This window comes from Polaromonas sp. DSP2-3-2b2 (assembly GCF_049895905.1).
GTDB lineage: Bacteria > Pseudomonadota > Gammaproteobacteria > Burkholderiales > Burkholderiaceae_C > Polaromonas.
In genome coordinates this window covers 1-17129 of record NZ_JAFCTH010000035.1, presented here as the reverse complement: position 1 = coordinate 17129, position 17129 = coordinate 1, and the positions used below count along the sequence as shown (strand labels likewise).

The window sequence follows — 17129 nt, the reverse complement described above, 5'->3', positions numbered from 1 at the left end:
ACGTCACGTTTCTGGGCTTTGTGCACCTCGCCGGCACCATGAAGTGGCTTCACTGAACTTTCAGAACAGCGCCTAGTGGTATGAATCAGAGATTTGCCTGAACTGGGGCAGGAGGCGCATACTTTTGGCTTCTGTTGCAGCCTTCTGCAAACGGACTTCTAACTCATACCACTAAAAACATCTCCAAAATGTTTAAACACCTACACCTCCAAATTTGCGATCAGCTGTCGTTCTTTCCTGAAAGTTCAATAGACTACTGCATACCGCGTGTCTGCTGAGGCGATGGATTGGTCGCCCCCTCTGACATCCTTTTTATCGCTTTCATTAGCCGGCTCGCCGCCCGCCAAGCGACAAAACTTCGCTGGCATGAACGATCATTGCGGCGATTTCTTCCACTGTGGTGCGCTTGCTCATGGCTTGCTCGCGAATCAAATCGTAAGCCTGTATTTCGGATATACCGTGGGTTTTCATCATTACCGCTTTGGCATCGACCAGATGTCGCGCTCCCAGCAGTTTGGCTTCAACCTTGCGCAACCGACGCGTCAGGGAGCGGTTTTCTTTGTGGGTTTCACGGGCAAGCACCAGTGCCGTCAACAGCCCGAATGAACGAACCGGCGAAGGCAAAACTGCCTGGGCGCCCAAGGCTAGAACAGCATCGACTATTGTGGGGTTTTCATAGGTCACTACCGCAATCACAGTCGGAGCATCTTCACGCTGCGTCCACTCAAAACGCAAACCAATGATGTCGGGCCGTACAGCCATGAAGGCAATGTCAATACCTGCTGGCAACACCTGCACCGGAGGCCAGAAAGCCTGCACCTGGCAACCGATGCGCTGCAGCTGTTGGGTCAACTGCATGCCGTCTGCATCATCGGGATGAATCACAGCAATTTTGAGCGCGCGAAGCTCTTTCAGCTGCGGAGGCGTTACCCGCAATGTGTGGCGCGTAGCACTGCTGTCGTTCATCAGACGGCCAGCTTGTCGAGCTTGGCGGCCCAGTCGCCAAGGGAGTGCGTGACCAGATAGGGATCCGGGTAAACCGAGCGGGTGGCTTGCCTCACGATGGTGAACTGGCCTTCGGCATCCACACGACCAATGCGAGGGTATAGGCAGGTATGGTGGTTTGCCGGGTCGATCTTGATGCGGCCCTGGGGCGCATCGAATTCGCTGCCCAGAATGTGCGGCATCAGTTGCGCGATGCCTTCGTCACCAGCTTGGCGCAATGCATTCGCAAAGATGTGCATCTGAAAATACGATGCCTCCCAGCAAAGATTAGGCACACTGGAATTGTCAAAGCGCTGGCGCAGTCGCGAAAGGCAACGAAGGTTGACCTCTGACTGGATGGACTGAAAGTAAGGCGCAGAGGTGTAATGACCAGTGGCCATACCGCGCTCCATCTGAGAAATCTCGGCCTCAGAGGTCGTTAAGCTGGCAATGGGCATGGTCTTGGGATCAAACCCGGCATCGGCATAGGCGCGGTACAAAGCGGCCGTGGATTCGCCGACCACGGTCGAGAAGATGAAGTCTGGCTGTTTGTTGCGAACATCGGCCATGACTTCAACATAATCTTTATCCGTCGCATTGAGCGCCATGTAGCGCTCCGCCAGCTTTTCGCTGCCTTGGCGTTGCTGCACCAATTCGCCCATGATGCGGTTCGATTCATAAGGATAAATGTAGTCCGAGCCGATCAGGTACACACGGGCCCCGAAGTTGGACGTCATGAATTCGGCGAGCTGAACACTGTTCTGGTTCGGTGCAGCTCCGGTGTATATCACATTGCCTGAATACTCAAACCCCTCATACAGCGTGGGATAGAACAGCAGCTTGTTCCATTTTTCGATCACGGGAATGACGGCTTTGCGGCTGCTGGACATGTAGCACCCGAAAATGACATTGACGCCGTCGTGCACGATCAGCCGCTCGGCCAGCTCGGCATACCGCGACGGCGTGGATTGTGGATCGTACCGAACGGCCACCACTTCGCGCCCATCGATTCCCCCGGCCTCGTTGATTTCCTGGATGCCCAGGAGGGCGCCCTGCAACTGCGACAGCCCGATGGTCGAAGTGACGCCCGTTTCCGAGTACAGGATGCCGACGCGAATGGGGTCCTTGTCAGCCACGATGCGGCCTTTTTCCAATGGATCTGTTCATGATTGATCGTTCTGTCATTGCTTAGGCCCTATTTCAATTTGATGCGAGCCGCGCGCAGGCGCGCTGCGATTGGGCGGGCAGGCCGTGTGGATTGGTCGCAACACAGTAGTTGCGTCAGCCGAGAATGCGCCGTGCATACGCGTCCGCGCCTGCGTCTACCGCCATGCATTAGCTGCGCTGTGGCATGCCGCATTGCAGCGCCGATGCGTGCCGAGTAGCGCGCCTGCACCGAGGCGACCTGGGCGCGCGACACTGATGTTGACATCGCGCCGAACTCGATCAGCCGCCTGCAATAGACCTCGGCCTTAATGTGCAGCTGCGGCAGCTTGTAGCTGACGACCGCGATGCCAACCTTTGCTGTTTGAGATATCACCATATCTTCATGACCTTGCTCTTTTGGCTGGTTGAAATTTAAACGGCCAGGAAAGACCTGACCGTTTCCGCGCACACACGGGCTGCGTTTCAAAGACGGCCGGCCGGATCGGCGTCGACCCCGTCAGCCAGCGTGAGGCTCCGTTAATTACAAGAAACTCATTAGGCCTTTTTGAGTTCCGGCGGCTTGCGGTGCTTCGTTCCCTGTTCGTAGGCGTATGCGATAGCAAGCATGTCGGCTTCACTCCACTGTCGCGCAACAATAACGAGGTTGAACGGAGCGCCGGAGGCGTAAAAGCCTGCCGGTATGGTTACCGCCGGCAGACCTGCGATATTGACCTCGCTAACCACCATCCCGTCGATGGTTTCGTCTCCGTGCAGCGGACCTAAAGGACCACGCATTTGCGGGTAGATGACCGCATCGAGCCCATGCTTGTCAAAAACTGCATTGAATGTATCGAGATAGGTTTCCCTCAGAGCGATGAACGACGTCATATCCGTGGGAGTGGATGGGGACTTTGCCGATTCGACGAACGCGGGCACATGACTCATATAGCTCAACGTGCCCTCGGGCCCGAACGCATCTTCTTTTTGCGTTGCCTTGGCGAATTCGGCGAACGTCTTCAGAGCGACATTTGAACCCATGCGCTCGAGATATTTCTGAATGTCATAGGCAATTGATTCCATGCCACGCGCGTCGAACTCGGCCCCTGGCAAGACCGCCTTGCGCAGTTCCATGAACCCGGAACCGGCGAAGGGATCGTCAACAAGGTCTGCGCCAAGTTTTCTCAGTTCTCCTTGGGCGCGCGCATAAAGGCCTGTCGTCTCTTCCGCAAACGTCGAGGTACGCCAGCCCGGCCCATAGAGACCAATGCGCTTGCCCTTCAGCGCATCCTTGTCTAGCTTCGACGTGTAACCGCCTTTTGGAAGCTTGCCCACGCTTGCGGCCGTCTTGGGATCTTCCATCGAGAACCCAGCCAGTGCGTCCAGAGTCAGTGCTGCGTCTCTCACGCACCGTGCGATAGGACCCACAACGTCACGAAGGCTGGAGAGCGGCATGACGCCGGCGTTGGGAACGAGCGCGAAGGTTGGCTTTATGCCGACAAGGCCTTGCGCCGAGGCAGGGTTTTGGATCGAGCCGGCGGTTTCTTCCGCCAAACCGAGCACGCAGAAATTGGCACCAATAGCAGTTGCAGTCCCGGCGCTGCTGCCGCCGGGAAGAAACTCTCTGCCAGCCGAATTGTAAGTAGAGCCGGCCCAGCTACCATTGGCATGCGAACCCGTGTGGCTAAGCACCGGAATGTTGGTCTTGCCCAGGATCACAGCATCGGCTTTGCGCATGCGGGCCACCACAGGAGAATCGGTCTCGGGTAGCAGATCGACGCCGCCGGTCTTGCTGTAGAGAAGCGACCAGCCACCCGTGGTCGGAAAACCCTTCATGTCCATGGCTTCCTTGACCACGACCGGAACGCCTGCGAGCGGCCCGAGTTTTTCGCCGGCGGCGCGGCGCGTGTCGATTGCACGCGCTTCTTCAACCGCCTTCTCGTTGAAAAAGACAATCGCGTTGTAGGCTGGGTTGAATTCCGCGATGCGCTCCAGATAAGCCTTGGTCAGCGTTTCCGAGGTGAAGGTGCCGCTGGCGAAACCCGCCTGAACCCGCTCGACAGTCAGTTCAGTCAGGTCGATGTCATCTGAATTTATATTGGTCATATTGACTCCACTTAAGTTTGTAGGGTTGATGGGGTGATGACGATCTCAAACGGTCAGGAAAGACCTGACCTTTTCCTGATCGAGGCCGGCGCGCAACTCGTCATGCACGATGCGCCCACGGTCGATGACCAGAAACCGGTCCGCCAGGTCGAGCGCGAAGCTCAGAACCTGCTCGGAAATGACGATGGCGAAACCGCGCTCCTTGCGCAGCACGTTGAGCGTTTGCGCCAGCTCCTTGATGATTGAGGGCTGGATACCTTCGGTCGGCTCGTCCAGGATCAGGACCTTGGGGTCCGAAATCAGCGCGCGTGCGATGGCCAGCATCTGCTGCTGGCCGCCCGAAAGGTTGCCGCCTTTGCGGTGTTTCATCTCTTGGAGCACCGGGAAAAAACGGTAGAGGTAGTCAGGGACTGTGCGGTGGCCCGAGTGTTCGGCGCCTGTCAAAATGTTTTGCTCTACCGTTAGAAAGGGGAACACCATGCGCCCCTGAGGCACGAAGGCCAGCCCCTGCTTCACACGCTTGTAGCTTGGCAGACCGGTTAGTTCCTGGCCGTTCAACCGAATGTGGCCAGAACGCGTTGGCAGCAATCCAATCAACGACTTGAGTAAAGTCGTCTTGCCCATCCCGTTACGACCCATCACGGCGACGGATTCATTCGCGCCGACCGCCAGCGTAATGTCGTGGATCACATGGGATTCGCCGTAAGCGACGTTAAGTTGCGAGACTTCAAACATGAACAGGCTTTCTTTCAATGACCAAGGTACACATCGATCACGCGCCGGTCAGACTGAACCTCGGTGGCGCTGCCTTCGCTGAGCAGCTTGCCCTGATGCAGCACCGTCACCTTGTGAGCGATGCGCTTGACAAAATCCATGTCGTGTTCGATCACCACCACCGATTTGCCCTGGGCAATGCGGCTTAGCAGATCGCCGGTTTGTTCGCGCTCGCGCGGGCTCATGCCCGCCACCGGCTCGTCCAACAGCAACAGTTCGGGTTCCTGCATCAGCAACATGCCAATTTCCAGCCATTGCTTTTGCCCATGACTGAGCTGGCCAGCGCGTCTGCCCAGCTGATCGCGCAAATACACTTCCCCTGCCATCGTTTCAATACGCTCGCGCACCTCGGGTGTACGGCGGAAGGTGAGCGACTGGAACAGACCGTGCATTTTGGGCAACGAGATTTCGAAGTTCTCGAACACCGTGAGGTCTTCATAGACAGACGGGGTCTGAAATTTTCGTCCCACACCAGCACGCACGATCTGGTGCTCGCTCATGCGGGTCAGATCAAGGCCGTTGAACAACACACGGCCCGTAGTTGGCTTGGTCTTGCCGCAAATCATGTCGAGCAGCGTGGTTTTGCCAGCGCCATTCGGCCCGATGATCACACGCAATTCGTTGCGTTCGACCGACAGGCTCAAGGCATCGACGGCCTTGAAACCGTCGAAGGACACGGTAAGCTCCTCGACCCGCAAAACCTGTTCACGAAGGGGTACCGCAGCGTCGTTGTTCATGTGCATTGGCGCTGTATCCATCTTTGTCGGTTGAGCGGCGGACTGGGAAGTCATCACGGCGCTCATGACTGTGCTGCCCGTGCTTTGCGTTGCCATGGCAGGTGATCAGTCAACCCAGCAAGTCCGTTGGGCATGGCCCAGACCACAAGAATAAAAACTGCTCCGAGAAAATAGAGCCAGCCTTCAGGAAAAATCTCCGACAGGTACGACTTCAGGAAACCGATCAGCAGGGCACCGACGACGGCCCCTGGAATGGACAGTCGTCCGCCCACGGCTGCATAGATGACCATCTCTACTGAGGCGACCACACCGATCACGCCTGGGGCGATCAGTCCAACCTGCAGGCTGTAGAACGCACCGCCGATGGATGACAGGACAGCTGCGACCGCAAACACAAAGGCTTTCATGTGGGCCGTGTCATACCCGCTGAAACGCACACGGTCCTCACGGTCCCTGATGGCAATCAGGATCTTGCCGAATCGGCTGCGCACGATGGCCAGTGAAATCACCATCACCAGCACCATCGCTGCCACTTCGATGAAGTACATCGTTCGTTTGGCCGTATCACTCAGGATGTCCCAACCCAGCAGCGTGCGGAAGTCCGTGATGCCATTGGCCCCCCCCGTGTCGCCTTGCTGGCCGATCACCACCACGGTGAGCGTGAGTGCGAGGGACAGCGTGACGATGGCAAAGTAAACACCGCTCACGCGCTTGCGAAAGATGGCGTAGGAGAACACATAGGCCAGCACCGCCGGGATCAGCAGGAGGGCAAACAATGTCCAGCCCAGCGAGTGAAACGGTTGCCACCAAATGGGGAGTTGCTCGACACTGCTCCACACCATGAAGTCGGGCAGTTCCGGCGCTGATGCTTCCAGTTTCAGAAACATGGCCATCATGTAGCCGCCCAGGCCGAAGAACATGCCCTGACCCAGACTGAGCACACCACCATAGCCCCAGGTCAGCACGATGCCGACCGCCACGAAACCGAAGGAAAGGTATTTGCCGATCAGGTTTAAGCGAAACGGATCGAGCAAGGCAGGCAGCACGACAGCCAGCAGCAATGTGACCAAGAGTACCGCGAGAACATCGGAGCGACGTTGCATGTTTGGCATGGTGTCAGTTCCTAGAACGCACAGCGAAAAGACCATTAGGCCGGAAATAAAGCACCACGATGACCAGCAGCAAGATGGTGGCTTTGGCCATAGAGCCACTTAGAAGGAATTCCATCCAGGTCTGCGACTGGGCTATGGCAAAGGCCGACAGGGCAGTCCCAAAAAGACTTTGCACGCCGCCAAAAACCACCACGATGAATGAATCGACGATGTACAGCTGGCCAGTTCCGGGATTGGTTGATCCGATCATGGTGAACACGCAACCGGCAATTCCGGCCAAGCCTGAACCCAGTGCAAACGTCATGGCGTCCACACGGTTGGTATCGATCCCGACAGCGCCGGCGATGGCACGGTTTTGGGTGACGGCCCGCACTTTTAAACCCCAGCGTGTTCGGTACAGTAACAAGTAAACCGCGATAGCAACCACCGCAGTCAGCGCCACGATAAAAAGGCGTGTCAGCGGCAACTGGATGCCAACGACCGGCTCCCACGCGCCGGCTAACCAGGTCGGCAGTGGAACACTGACTTCCTGGGCGCCGAAAATATTGCGGTACGCCTGTTGCAGCATCAGGCTCAGTCCCCACGTGGCCAGCAGCGTGTCCAGGGGCCGGTTGTAGAAAAACCGGATGAAGCCTCGCTCAAGCAGATAGCCCAAGGCAAAGGTGACTGCAAATGCAAAGGGGATCGCCGCGAAGAGATAAACGTCCATCCAGCCGGGTGCGAAGCGTTCAAAAAACTTGGAGGCAACGTAGGTCATGTAGGCGCCCAGCGCCATCAATTCGCCATGAGCCATGTTGATGACGCCCATCAGGCCAAACACGATTGCCAGGCCGAGCGCCATGAGCAACAAGATGGTGAACAAGCTGATCCCGTTGAACACCTGCATCACTGCAATATCAAAACCCATGGCACTGCTGCTTTCGTGAAGAAATCTGGAACGCTGGACTCGCATGGAGCCCGGCATAAAGGGTGTCGGCATTGGTTGCCGACAACAGCCCTCTTACAGCTTGGGGAACGGGTTCGGTTCGATCAGTGGGGATTCCGAGACGATGTCGAACTGACCATCGGGGCGCGCACGGCCGATGCGCACTTTCTTCGCGACGTGTTGATTGCCCGCGACACGGATAAGACCTTCAGGTGCCTGGAACTCGATGCCTGGAGCGCTGGCAACGACTTTTTCGATATCAAAGGACTTGGCCTTTTCGACCATCATCTTCCACAGGTACACGCTGTTGTAGGCGCACTGCATCGGATCCCCGATGACGCGCTCTTGGCCGTACTTGGCCTTGAACGCCTTGACAAACTTCTCGTTGGCCGGTGACTTGATACTCTGGAAATACCCCATGCAGGCGTAGTACCCAGCAGCGTTGTCCTTGCCGATGCCTTCGATTTCGTTTTCTGAAACAACGGTTGACAGCAAGACCTGCTTCGTGCCGTCCAAGCCTGCGGCTCGCAATTGCTTGTAGAACGCTACATTCGAGCCACCCACTACCGTGCTGTAGATGACGTCAGGCTTGGCCGCCTTGATTTTATTAATGATCGAAGAAAATTCGGTGTGGCCCAACGGGGCATATTCCTCACCCACTACCTTGCCGCCTCCTTTAACAATAGTAGGTTTGGCGATCTTGTTGCAGGTGCGTGGATAAATGTAGTCAGAGCCGACCAGGAAGAAAGACTTGCCTTTTTCTTTGACCAGCCAATCGATGGCTGAAATCACCGACTGCGTGGCTTCCTGCGAGGTGTAAAACACACGCTTGTCTTGTTCCTGACCTTCATAATAGGTTGGGTAGAACAGCAATCCTTTAGCCTGATTCAACACCGGTAACACCGCTTTGCGTGAGGCTGAGGTGTAGCAGCCAATGATGGCAGCGACCTTGTCACGCTCGATCAGCTTGCGTGCCTTCTCGGCGAACACTGAATTTTCGCTCGCACCGTCTTCAACGACAACCTCGATTTTTTTGCCCATCACGCCGCCTGCGGCGTTGATCTCTTCGATTGCCATCTTTTCAGCGTCGACGAGCGAAGCCTCTGCAATGGCGATCGTGCCCGAGAGTGAATGCAACAAGCCAAGTTTCACCGTGTCTTGCGCAAAAGCACGGGTAACGGATCCGGCTGTGACGCCAATGGCGAAGAGCGAACTGGCAGTCTTGACGATCTGGCGGCGATTGAACTGGTTCATTGTTGTCTCGATACAGTGGCGGTTGAAAGTATTTCCGCAGGATTGCTTTGTGCTTTGTACAAACAACAAATCAACCTTTGGACCTCCGACAAATCAGCGTCATCTTGGACAACTTTTCTTTAGGCAAAGCTCCGCCACCGAACAGGTGTTCTTTCAAAAGCGCTTGCGTCGAAGAAAAAAACAAAAAAAGCCCGCACCGGGAGTAATCCGGTACGGGCTCTTTTGCCCAACATCCGACTGGCAGCATTGGCAGTCGATGTCGATTGATGAATGACGTTTTCTTGTCTGCGTGTACTTTGCAATGGCAAACGTTTTAAAGCATCAGAATTTTCACCAATGCCATTTTCATAAATTTATGTTATCTGTGCCAAAAATCTTTGGCCGTTTTCGGAAAATCAATGGAGCCAATTCATGGTGCCGGCGATGTGCATAAAGCCTATAAACGTGACGTCAAGCTTGGCATAGCGGAGGGGTAAGTAGCGAAAGACCCTCATGCGCTGCAAAAGGTTTTCCACTAGGTGGCGAGTTTTATATCGGTGCGTGTTTAGGACATGCAGGTTCTTTCTGCGTCTAAACCGGCAGGCAAAAACTTATGTAAAATCTTCAAGCACCCCCCTAAGATAAGTCGCATTATCTCAGGGTAAAATAACCAGGTCAAAACCACTGCCTGCGCCACTCCACCATGAACTTCGACACCCCCACAAGCGGCAAGAGCCTGCTGCCCATCGCCCTCGAACTCAACCCACACCAGGCGCTCGCGCTGGCGCAGTTGTGCAAGCGCATCGGCTGGGCCGAAGTACGGCAAAACGCGGTCGATGACGACGAGGCGCATTTGATGCTCAGAACCCTCGCGGCCGTGCAGATGGCGCTTGGGAAAGCCGGCTTTGCCCCGCGCTGACATGAGCAAGGCACCCCCACTCGCCCGACTGGCGAACCCTGACGCGCCTGTTTCACTTGCACAAATGCACGATTTGACGGACGTTTTCATGGCGGGCATTCACCAGGCCTACTCAGGGCAGGAGGTCGATGGCCGCGCCCTGGCCGGCGCTTTTATCGCTTGCGCGCTGGGCGTACTGCGCGACATAGGCGAGCCCGAGCCCAAACGCAGGCTAAAGGCATTTGTGGACGCGCTGGACATGGCCGACATCGCGCCATTCATGCCGACCCGCAATTAAGCTGATACCTGCCCGGTAGCGCACGCGCATGACCACAGCCCGGCTTGGCCCGCACCACTTCGCCTACCTGCGCGCCGTGAGCGAAGGGTTGGACCGCACCGATTCGGCCCGGCGCTACCTGGGCATTGGGCACGGCCATGAAGCGAAAACGGCGCACCACGAAGCCGTCGACGCGGTGCGCGCGGTAGCCAGGCGCCAGGGCGATGCCGCCTGGCGCTTGGTGGGTCTCATGATCCGGGTCCCCGGTGGCGAGACGCGACCGTCGCTGGACGCGTTCGTGCAGCAGCACAGCCTGGACGGGTTTAGCGAAAGCGAGGTAGTCAAGCTCTACGCCGAAGCCTTTCCTCTAGAGCGCAAGGCCGCCTGCGGCCAGCGCCTGAGGGAGCGCCAGCTCGAACTCCTGCGTCGCCTGGAAGGCCTGGCTGCCGAAACCCCGCAGGTGAGCGACCTGGTAGCGGGCTGGTTCGATGAGGCATTGGCGGCCAAGCTCGTCACTGCGGGCCTGCTCACGCTCGGAGCCCTCAACGCCCGCATCTCGGCGGGCGGGCGCTGGTTTGCCGCCCTGCCGGCAGTCGGCATTGCCAAGGCGCGGCGCATCGAGCGCCACCTGGCCACGCTTTTGCCGCGCGAGGCGCAACCGCCCAAGCCGCTCTTTGCACTGTCGGCCACGCCGGCGCTGTGGGGCGCGCCCTCTCCTTCCCGCTCTTCTGGCGCGCAAACGGATGGGGCATCAGGTATTCGCGTTTTGGAGGAGGTCACGCAGGCTGCCTTGGCGCGCCTGCTGTTAGACGTGGACTCGGACCTCCAGGCGGTACAAAGCTGGATCCAGGCCCGGGCCGGCTCGACGGCCACGGCGACGCTCTACCAGCGTGAAGCGCACCGCCTCTTGCTGTGGCTGCAATACGAATGCCGCGGCGCCACGCTCGTGCAGATGCGGGTGGAGGACTGCGGCGCCTTCATGGCGTTTTTGCAGAACATCCCGCCGCGCTGGATCTCGCGCGTGCGCGCCGCCCCCGGCACGCCCGGCTGGGCGCCGTTTCGCGGCCAGCTCTCGCATGCGAGCTGCCGCCAGACCATCGTCATCATTGCCTCACTGTTCGCCTGGCTGCAGTCCGCGCGGTATTTGACAGCCAATCCCTGGGTGCTGGTGAACCAGGCCACGGGCGACGACCCGGGCAAAAAGATGCTGGACACCAAGGCGCTCAGCGAGGCGGCAATGGCCGAGGTCCTGCGCTACCTGGACGCCCAGGCGCCCTCCCCTTCGCGGGCGCGCATGCGCTTTATCCTGCTGTTTGTCGAGGCAGTCGGGCTGCGCTCGGCCGAACTCCTGTCGGCCACCCTCGGAGACCTGCGCATGGAGCCCGAAGGGTGGGTGATGCAGGTCCACGGCAAGGGGTCGAAAAACAGGATTGCGGCCGTGCCGGGGCAGGCTCTAGCGGCGCTGCAGGCGTACCTGGCGGTGCGCGGCCTGGGCTCGATCCAGGCGGCGCCGACCGCCGCGCCCCTGCTGGCCAGTACGCTCGATCCCTTGGCGCCCATCGGCTACCAGGCGCTCTACGAGCATGTCAGGGGCTGGCTGGCGCGGGCAGTGCGCGCCAGCAGCCTGCCGATGCACGAGCGCCAGCGGCTGGCTGGGGCGACGACGCACTGGCTGCGCCACACCTTTGGCACCCGGGCCATCGCCCGGCAGGTGCCCCTGGATGTGATCCAGGCGCAGATGGGACATGCGTCCATCCAGACCACCACGGCAATTTATGGCCGGGCGCCGATCAGGCGGCGGGTGGATGAACTGGGAAAAGCGTTTGGGTGATCCTTGAGGCCGTACGCGGCAACTAAACAAGTCACTAATGCCCAGGGTGCAGTCTGAAGTTCATTGGCATAGAAAACTACCGGAACGTCCGCACTGAAAGGATCAAGAGAATTTGCAATGTTCAATTGCAGCGCAAATTCTGGAGGTCAATAAAAAATAGGGGGGGTGGAACGGTTCCACCCCCCCTATTTAACGAGCCGCTATCAGATCACGACAACAGCGCCTTAATGGCTTTTTCTAGCTCGTTGAATCGTTCTAAATCAATGTTTGTTAGATTGATGGTGGCAGTACGTTTTGCGGCATTGAACTTTATTTCACCAAGCTGACCGTCTTTCCCCAAAACTGAAACCTTTTTCAGTGCAGGGGGTGGAACCGTTCCACCCCCCTCCAGAAGTCGGACCAGAACTTGCGACGCGTTAAGCTTTTCCTTAGCTGCGCGCAGTTCCTTGGCTCGCAAAAGAATCAAGTCAGGATCCTTTTGGATAGCCTGACTTAGCAAGGTCGCCCAGCGATATTGCAGATCCAAAGGGCTTGGAAAAGCAGCAACAACATCAATTGGCAATTTGGCCAAGACAAGAGCTTTACCTAACTGGCTGAGGTCAATAGATGCAGCCTCAGCCAGTTTTCGTGCAGATGGAAAGAGTCCTTCATCTAGAGCCCTCGCGTAAGTTGTACCAGCCTCCCATGGGCTTAGTGCCGCACGGGCTCTGTTCTCTCGGTCCATCTGACAGAAGAGTTCAGCATCATCCAATTCCTCAATTAGCGTGAGTACATCGAGCCCAAGTTCCAGGCAGGCTCTGTGGCGGCGATGGCCGAAGACCAACTCATATTCGCCAGTAACAGATTTGGATGGGCGGACTTTAATTGGCTGGATGTTTCCGCCGGCCGTTTCAATTTCTTGTTTAAGGCTCGCAAAAGCCTCACCCGAGTAAGACAATTCATTTCGATTGACCCACCTGCTGGGTTTTATTTTCTTCGGATGAATTTTGCGAGTTGCTGTAGCCCCGTTAAATTCAGCCAGCTTTTTCTTAAGTTCGACATTTTCAGCCGTTACCTTTTCATCGCGAAAGAGGGCATCGGCATGCATCCCGATTGCAGTCTTGGCGCCCTGTCCCCTCGTTCCAGCCGACAGCCCAATATGGCTGAGATCAATTTTTGCTGCCTTGTCTTTAAGCGCCATGCTGTTCTCCAATTTGACGTTTCCATCCAGTCACTATTTGTTCTTCAACCAGCGCGACTACGCGCTCATAAGCATCGAATGCACGCCGGTAAGTCCTGACATTTATTGCTGCTGGATCAGTGTCATAGACGGTTCCGAACTCAGCACTTGCACTAGCAGTCAGAGATGTTTTCGGGATTTCAACGGGCAGCACCATATTGGCGTATCCAGCAGTAATCCACTCACGTACAACACTTGAAGACGCATCGTTTGCGTCTACCCTGGCCAGCAGAACATCCACGAAGTCAAAGCTTTTTGTCTTACCACGGTTAGTAACCAAGTTGGCTGTGAGATCGTTGAACAGGTTCCAAAACTGGCCGCTGGATGTGAAATCAAGCGTGCTCGGCGGCAGAGGCATGATGAGCCCGTCCGACGCGAGGAGTGCATTGATGGTCAGGTAGGAAAGGGAAGGGGAGGTATCCAGGATGATCACATCGTATTTTGTCCGCGCAGTGTCAATGCCGTTATTCAGCACATTCCAGAATTCAAAAGATCCTTCAGATTTTTGCCGCGAAGGCAGGGCGAATTCAGCCGAGTAGAGCGCAAGGTTGGCGGGTACGATATCAATCCCAGACCAGTAGGTCGGTGTGATGGCGTAGTCAATTGAAACCTCTGAGCCGTAGCAAAGACTCAAAATTGTTTGCTCATCGGCTACATCAACGTCTGGCAATAATCCAAAAAGAGTTGTCATCGAGCCTTGAGGGTCTGTGTCGATAACAAGCACTTTGTGCCCGCGAAGGCTCAATCCCTGTGCAAGGGTGACGGCAGTAGTCGTTTTGGTTACGCCGCCTTTGAAGTTGGCAACAGCAATAGTGATTGCTTCCGCATCCTCGGGGCGCATGAATTTGGTTCGCGTAGATTGCGCCCAGGTACGAGTTTCTTCTAGACTAAATTTACGACGGCGACCGGTCTCCATTTGCCCCAATGGCAAATCGCCCTTTTTCACTCGATAGTCCATCTGTGATTTTTCCAAGCCACAGATGGCTGCCACTTGATTGGTACTGAATGTAGGAGGCCTTTTTCTAGCGTCTGGAGCGAGCATCGTGGTTCTCACACTCTCAATGACTGCTCCTACTCTATTGGAAACTGCGATCAAATCCTCTAGAGATACGCGTGCATCTTGGGTTTTTCTGATTGACATGTATTTTTCCCTGCTAAACGCAAAAAACAGCGTGCAACGCGGATTGTGCGTCTTTTGTCGCAGTTTGGGAAGCGCGTGGCTTTTGTATTTCCCAGTTATCCACATTATTTCGCCTTCTCTTTTTAAAATTCTTTAGAAGCTTTAATACCTTTAAGTCAAATTTCATCAATAAATTCAATTAGTTAGGCTTACTTCTGTGAGTTGATCCACGGGATGTGTGAGACGAATCATGCGAGCTGTGAGACTAATTAAGGAAAGTGTGAGCAAAGCCATGCTACCCCTCCACGCACGCATTCAAATGCAATTAGGCGGGTGATGTTGTAGTGATCAGCGCGTGGATGATCAAAATTGCTTGAGTAAGAGCGCTTCTCAAGCGCTAACCCACTCTAATTGTGAGACGAACCAATGACGCAGTTGAAGAATAGCCAGTCTAAATGTGAGAGAAACTATGGTCATTACATGTAGCTTTGCAATAGCCTTCGTACAGGCGTCTGGTTTTTAGTGTGAGATTGTTGTTCTCACATACAATGAATTGATGCACACCACCGAAATCCTCGGCCCAGACAGAATCGACAAGCCAGTGTCGGCTTTAGCCATGGTGCCCAAGACCGGTACGATCACCAGAATTGGACGGCAGGCCTACACGTTCATGATGTTCGTTGCCAGGGAGCAGGGCGCTGAAGACGAGGCGACCGGTTTGTTCGGCGCTCCCTTGAATTCCGTTATTCGTGGCTATGACGGTGCAACCGGCTCAGTTAAAGAACTGAAAAGGCACCTCCTATCCATGGTCACACATGTAGTGGAGTGGCAGTCACCATCGCCGGCTGAAACGGAAGAGTGGGGTGCTTGTGGCCTTCTATCGCAGGTTAATCTCAAAAAGAAAAATGGCGAAAACTGGCTTTATTGGGCCTATCCGCCAGCGCTTCGTCAGGAAATTTTTTATCCGCTGCGATACGCACAGATTAGAAGGTCGACGATTGCTCAGTTCAGGTCTCATGCGGGACTGGCACTCTACGAAATATGCGCGCGCTACAAGGACAACCCTTCACATCGAACCAGCAAACAGCATTGGCACTGGTGGTTGCCGGTTCTTACTGGAAAGCCGATTCCGAAGGAAATAAAGACCGAGTTTCGTTTTTTCAACAGAGACACCATCAAGACGGCAATAGAAGAGGTGAATGAAGTCAGTGAACTCATCGTCACCATTCACGAGTTCAAAGTTGGACGCTCCATTGAGTTCATTCAGTTTGAGGTGCACCTCAAACAAAAAGCGACTGTCAATGAATCCAAGGCGATTGACCTCAGCAAAGTTGCACGCGCAATCCAACTTGGAATCGATGCTGAGATCGCTGAAGACCACTTTATTCGTCATGGGGAACTGGTCTTCGCTAAAGCAATTGAGCGTTTGGAGGTTCGACTGGCTATGCCAGGTACGCCCATTCTTTCAAGACATGCCTACCTGAAGTCGCTACTTACAGGCCGAGTCATTGACAAGCCGGAACCCGAAAAGGGTCAGCCGGAAGTGGTTAAAACGGTGATGATGAAGAAGGCTGATCCTGGCGTACAGACTCAGGCTAACCTGCGCGAACGTGAGTCAGAAAAGCTCGCCATCGTGCGCATGGAACTGGACCAGCTTGATGCAACTGCAATGCAACAGCTGTTATTGGAACTCAAAGAGAACTTCGTTGAGCGCAAGATGTCACCCGCAGTGATGAAGCGAATAGACGAGGGGAAGTGGGAGTCCGCTCTGATTATGGGGGAGTTGGTTCGCTTTTATTGGAAGAAGACACGCGGGACGGATTGGAGTAGTGCAGATGCGCGACACAAGGTCGAAGCGGTTGCGGTAGTCGCCGTACGGTCCAGCACATGACGCTTTTTTTAAAGCCCGATACTGGCTGGGTGCCGGGTCAGGACCCGCATGGGTTCATCCCGGCTGGAGCGTTGAATCGTTGGCGGTCAAGATAGTTGACATCGACCAGGCCAGTTCCTCAGATTAGACAAATTCGCCCTGCCAATGCATTAAATTGGTCTGCAAATGACCAACCGCTTATTGTCGCCCGCCATGAGCTGCCTTTTACAAATCATGTGAATCAACTCGATGCCGGCCGGCCAAGACACTTTTGGTTGGTTGACGCCAATTACCTTGGCCAGCGTGTTGCCTCACGAAGAAATGTTACTCGATAGCTGGTTGACGTTTTCTTTTAATTTCTCCATTCTTCATAGGCTAAGGATCGCCGAGGTAGTCACTTCCCGCCGGCAGTCAACTCGTTTTTTTCATCAGATTTCGTCGGGCATGGCGGCTGATTTGTGCAGGCTGCCCAAGACCATTTTTTTGGCACGCTCAATTCGCCATGACTTGACTCGACGTTGTAACGTCCGCAGTTGAGCCTTGCTGGCATACAGGTCTGGAATCATCGCGGCTAACCTGTCCATCAAATCGTTCGCCGTCACAGCGGGCTCAGCAATCAACCAGCCTTCAATGGTGGCTATGTCACCGTTAAATGTGGAAATCTGCCCAAGGCCATGGCCAGGGTGCCTTCCCGTGAGTCGGCGTGATGGTTGTCCAGGGTGCGAAACCAGCCCAGGTAGTTGTCCAGGTAGTGGGTAGCCACGCCGTGAAAGCGATGGAGCCATTGTTTGAGGCGCCCGTGATAGGCGTTGACGTTCTGGATCCCCGGGTGTCAGAATTGTTGTCGCATCCAATTCTTCGATGGCTAACTGCCCGGCAGCTTCATTTCATGACCAGAAC

16 protein-coding genes and 1 pseudogene are annotated in these 17129 nt (G+C 55.6%); 4 read left to right on the top strand and 13 right to left on the bottom strand.

What is annotated here, in order from left to right:
• Positions 1–324: 324 nt before the first annotated feature.
• The 9 genes from ACP7AD_RS17730 to urtA form a co-directional block, all read right to left on the bottom strand.
• Positions 325–966: an ANTAR domain-containing response regulator gene (locus tag ACP7AD_RS17730; protein WP_426148980.1), complete on the bottom strand. Its 642-nt coding sequence runs from the start codon at positions 964–966 to the stop codon at positions 325–327.
• A complete protein-coding gene (locus ACP7AD_RS17725) occupies positions 966–2120 on the bottom strand; it encodes a transporter substrate-binding domain-containing protein (protein WP_426148987.1) in 1155 nt (384 codons plus the stop codon). The genes ACP7AD_RS17730 and ACP7AD_RS17725 overlap by 1 nt, the downstream gene beginning before the upstream one ends.
• A gap of 59 nt (positions 2121–2179) precedes the next feature.
• Positions 2180–2617 carry a hypothetical protein gene (locus ACP7AD_RS17720; RefSeq protein WP_426148979.1) on the bottom strand — a complete coding sequence of 146 codons (438 nt, stop codon included), beginning with the start codon at positions 2615–2617 and terminating at the stop codon, positions 2180–2182.
• Positions 2618–2685: 68 nt separating this feature from the next.
• The gene (locus tag ACP7AD_RS17715; RefSeq protein WP_426148978.1) at positions 2686–4233 is read right to left on the bottom strand and encodes an amidase; all 1548 of its coding nucleotides are present in this window, start codon (positions 4231–4233) and stop codon (positions 2686–2688) included.
• Between the two features lie 45 nt (positions 4234–4278).
• Positions 4279–4968, bottom strand: coding sequence for an urea ABC transporter ATP-binding subunit UrtE (urtE, locus tag ACP7AD_RS17710; protein WP_426148977.1), 690 nt, complete (start codon positions 4966–4968; stop codon positions 4279–4281).
• A gap of 14 nt (positions 4969–4982) precedes the next feature.
• Positions 4983–5744, bottom strand: coding sequence for an urea ABC transporter ATP-binding protein UrtD (gene urtD / locus ACP7AD_RS17705; RefSeq protein ID WP_426148986.1), 762 nt, complete (start codon positions 5742–5744; stop codon positions 4983–4985).
• A gap of 62 nt (positions 5745–5806) precedes the next feature.
• Positions 5807–6856 carry an urea ABC transporter permease subunit UrtC gene (urtC, locus tag ACP7AD_RS17700; protein WP_426148976.1) on the bottom strand — a complete coding sequence of 350 codons (1050 nt, stop codon included), beginning with the start codon at positions 6854–6856 and terminating at the stop codon, positions 5807–5809.
• A 4-nt stretch (positions 6857–6860) separates the two neighbouring features.
• Positions 6861–7763, bottom strand: a complete 903-nt coding sequence (gene urtB / locus ACP7AD_RS17695) for an urea ABC transporter permease subunit UrtB (RefSeq protein WP_426148975.1) — start codon at positions 7761–7763, stop codon at positions 6861–6863.
• Positions 7764–7856: 93 nt separating this feature from the next.
• Positions 7857–9035, bottom strand: coding sequence for an urea ABC transporter substrate-binding protein (gene urtA / locus ACP7AD_RS17690; protein ID WP_426148974.1), 1179 nt, complete (start codon positions 9033–9035; stop codon positions 7857–7859).
• A gap of 682 nt (positions 9036–9717) precedes the next feature.
• On the opposite strand from urtA, the gene ACP7AD_RS17685 reads away from it, so the two are divergent.
• From ACP7AD_RS17685 to ACP7AD_RS17675, 3 genes are all read left to right on the top strand, one after another.
• A complete protein-coding gene (locus ACP7AD_RS17685; RefSeq protein ID WP_426148973.1) occupies positions 9718–9933 on the top strand; it encodes a DUF7706 family protein in 216 nt (71 codons plus the stop codon).
• A gap of 64 nt (positions 9934–9997) precedes the next feature.
• Positions 9998–10210 (top strand): hypothetical protein, encoded by a 213-nt coding sequence (locus ACP7AD_RS17680; RefSeq protein ID WP_426148972.1) that lies wholly within the window; start codon positions 9998–10000, stop codon positions 10208–10210.
• Positions 10211–10238: 28 nt separating this feature from the next.
• On the top strand, positions 10239–12020 hold the full coding sequence (locus ACP7AD_RS17675) for a tyrosine-type recombinase/integrase (RefSeq protein WP_426148971.1): 1782 nt from the start codon (positions 10239–10241) through the stop codon (positions 12018–12020).
• Positions 12021–12228: 208 nt separating this feature from the next.
• Here the strand turns inward: ACP7AD_RS17675 and ACP7AD_RS17670 are convergent, their stop codons facing one another.
• On the bottom strand, positions 12229–13200 hold the full coding sequence (locus tag ACP7AD_RS17670) for a ParB/RepB/Spo0J family partition protein (protein WP_426148970.1): 972 nt from the start codon (positions 13198–13200) through the stop codon (positions 12229–12231).
• The gene (locus tag ACP7AD_RS17665; RefSeq protein WP_426148969.1) at positions 13190–14380 is read right to left on the bottom strand and encodes an AAA family ATPase; all 1191 of its coding nucleotides are present in this window, start codon (positions 14378–14380) and stop codon (positions 13190–13192) included. The genes ACP7AD_RS17670 and ACP7AD_RS17665 overlap by 11 nt, the downstream gene beginning before the upstream one ends.
• 535 nt (positions 14381–14915) lie before the next feature.
• Between ACP7AD_RS17665 and ACP7AD_RS17660 the strand changes: the two genes are divergently transcribed.
• The gene (locus tag ACP7AD_RS17660; RefSeq protein WP_426148968.1) at positions 14916–16250 is read left to right on the top strand and encodes a hypothetical protein; all 1335 of its coding nucleotides are present in this window, start codon (positions 14916–14918) and stop codon (positions 16248–16250) included.
• A 407-nt stretch (positions 16251–16657) separates the two neighbouring features.
• Here the strand turns inward: ACP7AD_RS17660 and ACP7AD_RS17655 are convergent, their stop codons facing one another.
• Together ACP7AD_RS17655 and ACP7AD_RS17650 are read right to left on the bottom strand one after the other, a co-directional pair.
• Entirely contained in the window at positions 16658–16849 is a 192-nt protein-coding gene (locus tag ACP7AD_RS17655) for a hypothetical protein (RefSeq protein WP_426148967.1), read from the bottom strand.
• Positions 16850–16866: 17 nt separating this feature from the next.
• Positions 16867–17052, bottom strand: a pseudogene (locus ACP7AD_RS17650) (IS1595 family transposase); the annotation flags it as partial.
• Between the last annotated feature and the right edge of the window lie 77 nt (positions 17053–17129).

Bases quoted from the DNA above. Each gene is read 5' to 3' on its own strand.
- ACP7AD_RS17730 (WP_426148980.1), bottom strand. From the start codon at position 966: ATGAACGACAGCAGTGCTACGCGCCACACATTGCGGGTAACGCCTCCG.
- ACP7AD_RS17715 (WP_426148978.1), bottom strand. From the start codon at position 4,233: ATGACCAATATAAATTCAGATGACATCGACCTGACTGAACTGACTGTC.
- urtE (WP_426148977.1), bottom strand. From the start codon at position 4,968: ATGTTTGAAGTCTCGCAACTTAACGTCGCTTACGGCGAATCCCATGTG.
- urtD (WP_426148986.1), bottom strand. From the start codon at position 5,744: ATGAACAACGACGCTGCGGTACCCCTTCGTGAACAGGTTTTGCGGGTC.
- urtC (WP_426148976.1), bottom strand. From the start codon at position 6,856: ATGCCAAACATGCAACGTCGCTCCGATGTTCTCGCGGTACTCTTGGTC.
- urtB (WP_426148975.1), bottom strand. From the start codon at position 7,763: ATGGGTTTTGATATTGCAGTGATGCAGGTGTTCAACGGGATCAGCTTG.
- urtA (WP_426148974.1), bottom strand. From the start codon at position 9,035: ATGAACCAGTTCAATCGCCGCCAGATCGTCAAGACTGCCAGTTCGCTC.
- ACP7AD_RS17685 (WP_426148973.1), top strand. From the start codon at position 9,718: ATGAACTTCGACACCCCCACAAGCGGCAAGAGCCTGCTGCCCATCGCC.
- ACP7AD_RS17680 (WP_426148972.1), top strand. From the start codon at position 9,998: ATGCACGATTTGACGGACGTTTTCATGGCGGGCATTCACCAGGCCTAC.
- ACP7AD_RS17675 (WP_426148971.1), top strand. From the start codon at position 10,239: ATGACCACAGCCCGGCTTGGCCCGCACCACTTCGCCTACCTGCGCGCC.
- ACP7AD_RS17670 (WP_426148970.1), bottom strand. From the start codon at position 13,200: ATGGCGCTTAAAGACAAGGCAGCAAAAATTGATCTCAGCCATATTGGG.
- ACP7AD_RS17665 (WP_426148969.1), bottom strand. From the start codon at position 14,380: ATGTCAATCAGAAAAACCCAAGATGCACGCGTATCTCTAGAGGATTTG.
- ACP7AD_RS17660 (WP_426148968.1), top strand. From the start codon at position 14,916: ATGCACACCACCGAAATCCTCGGCCCAGACAGAATCGACAAGCCAGTG.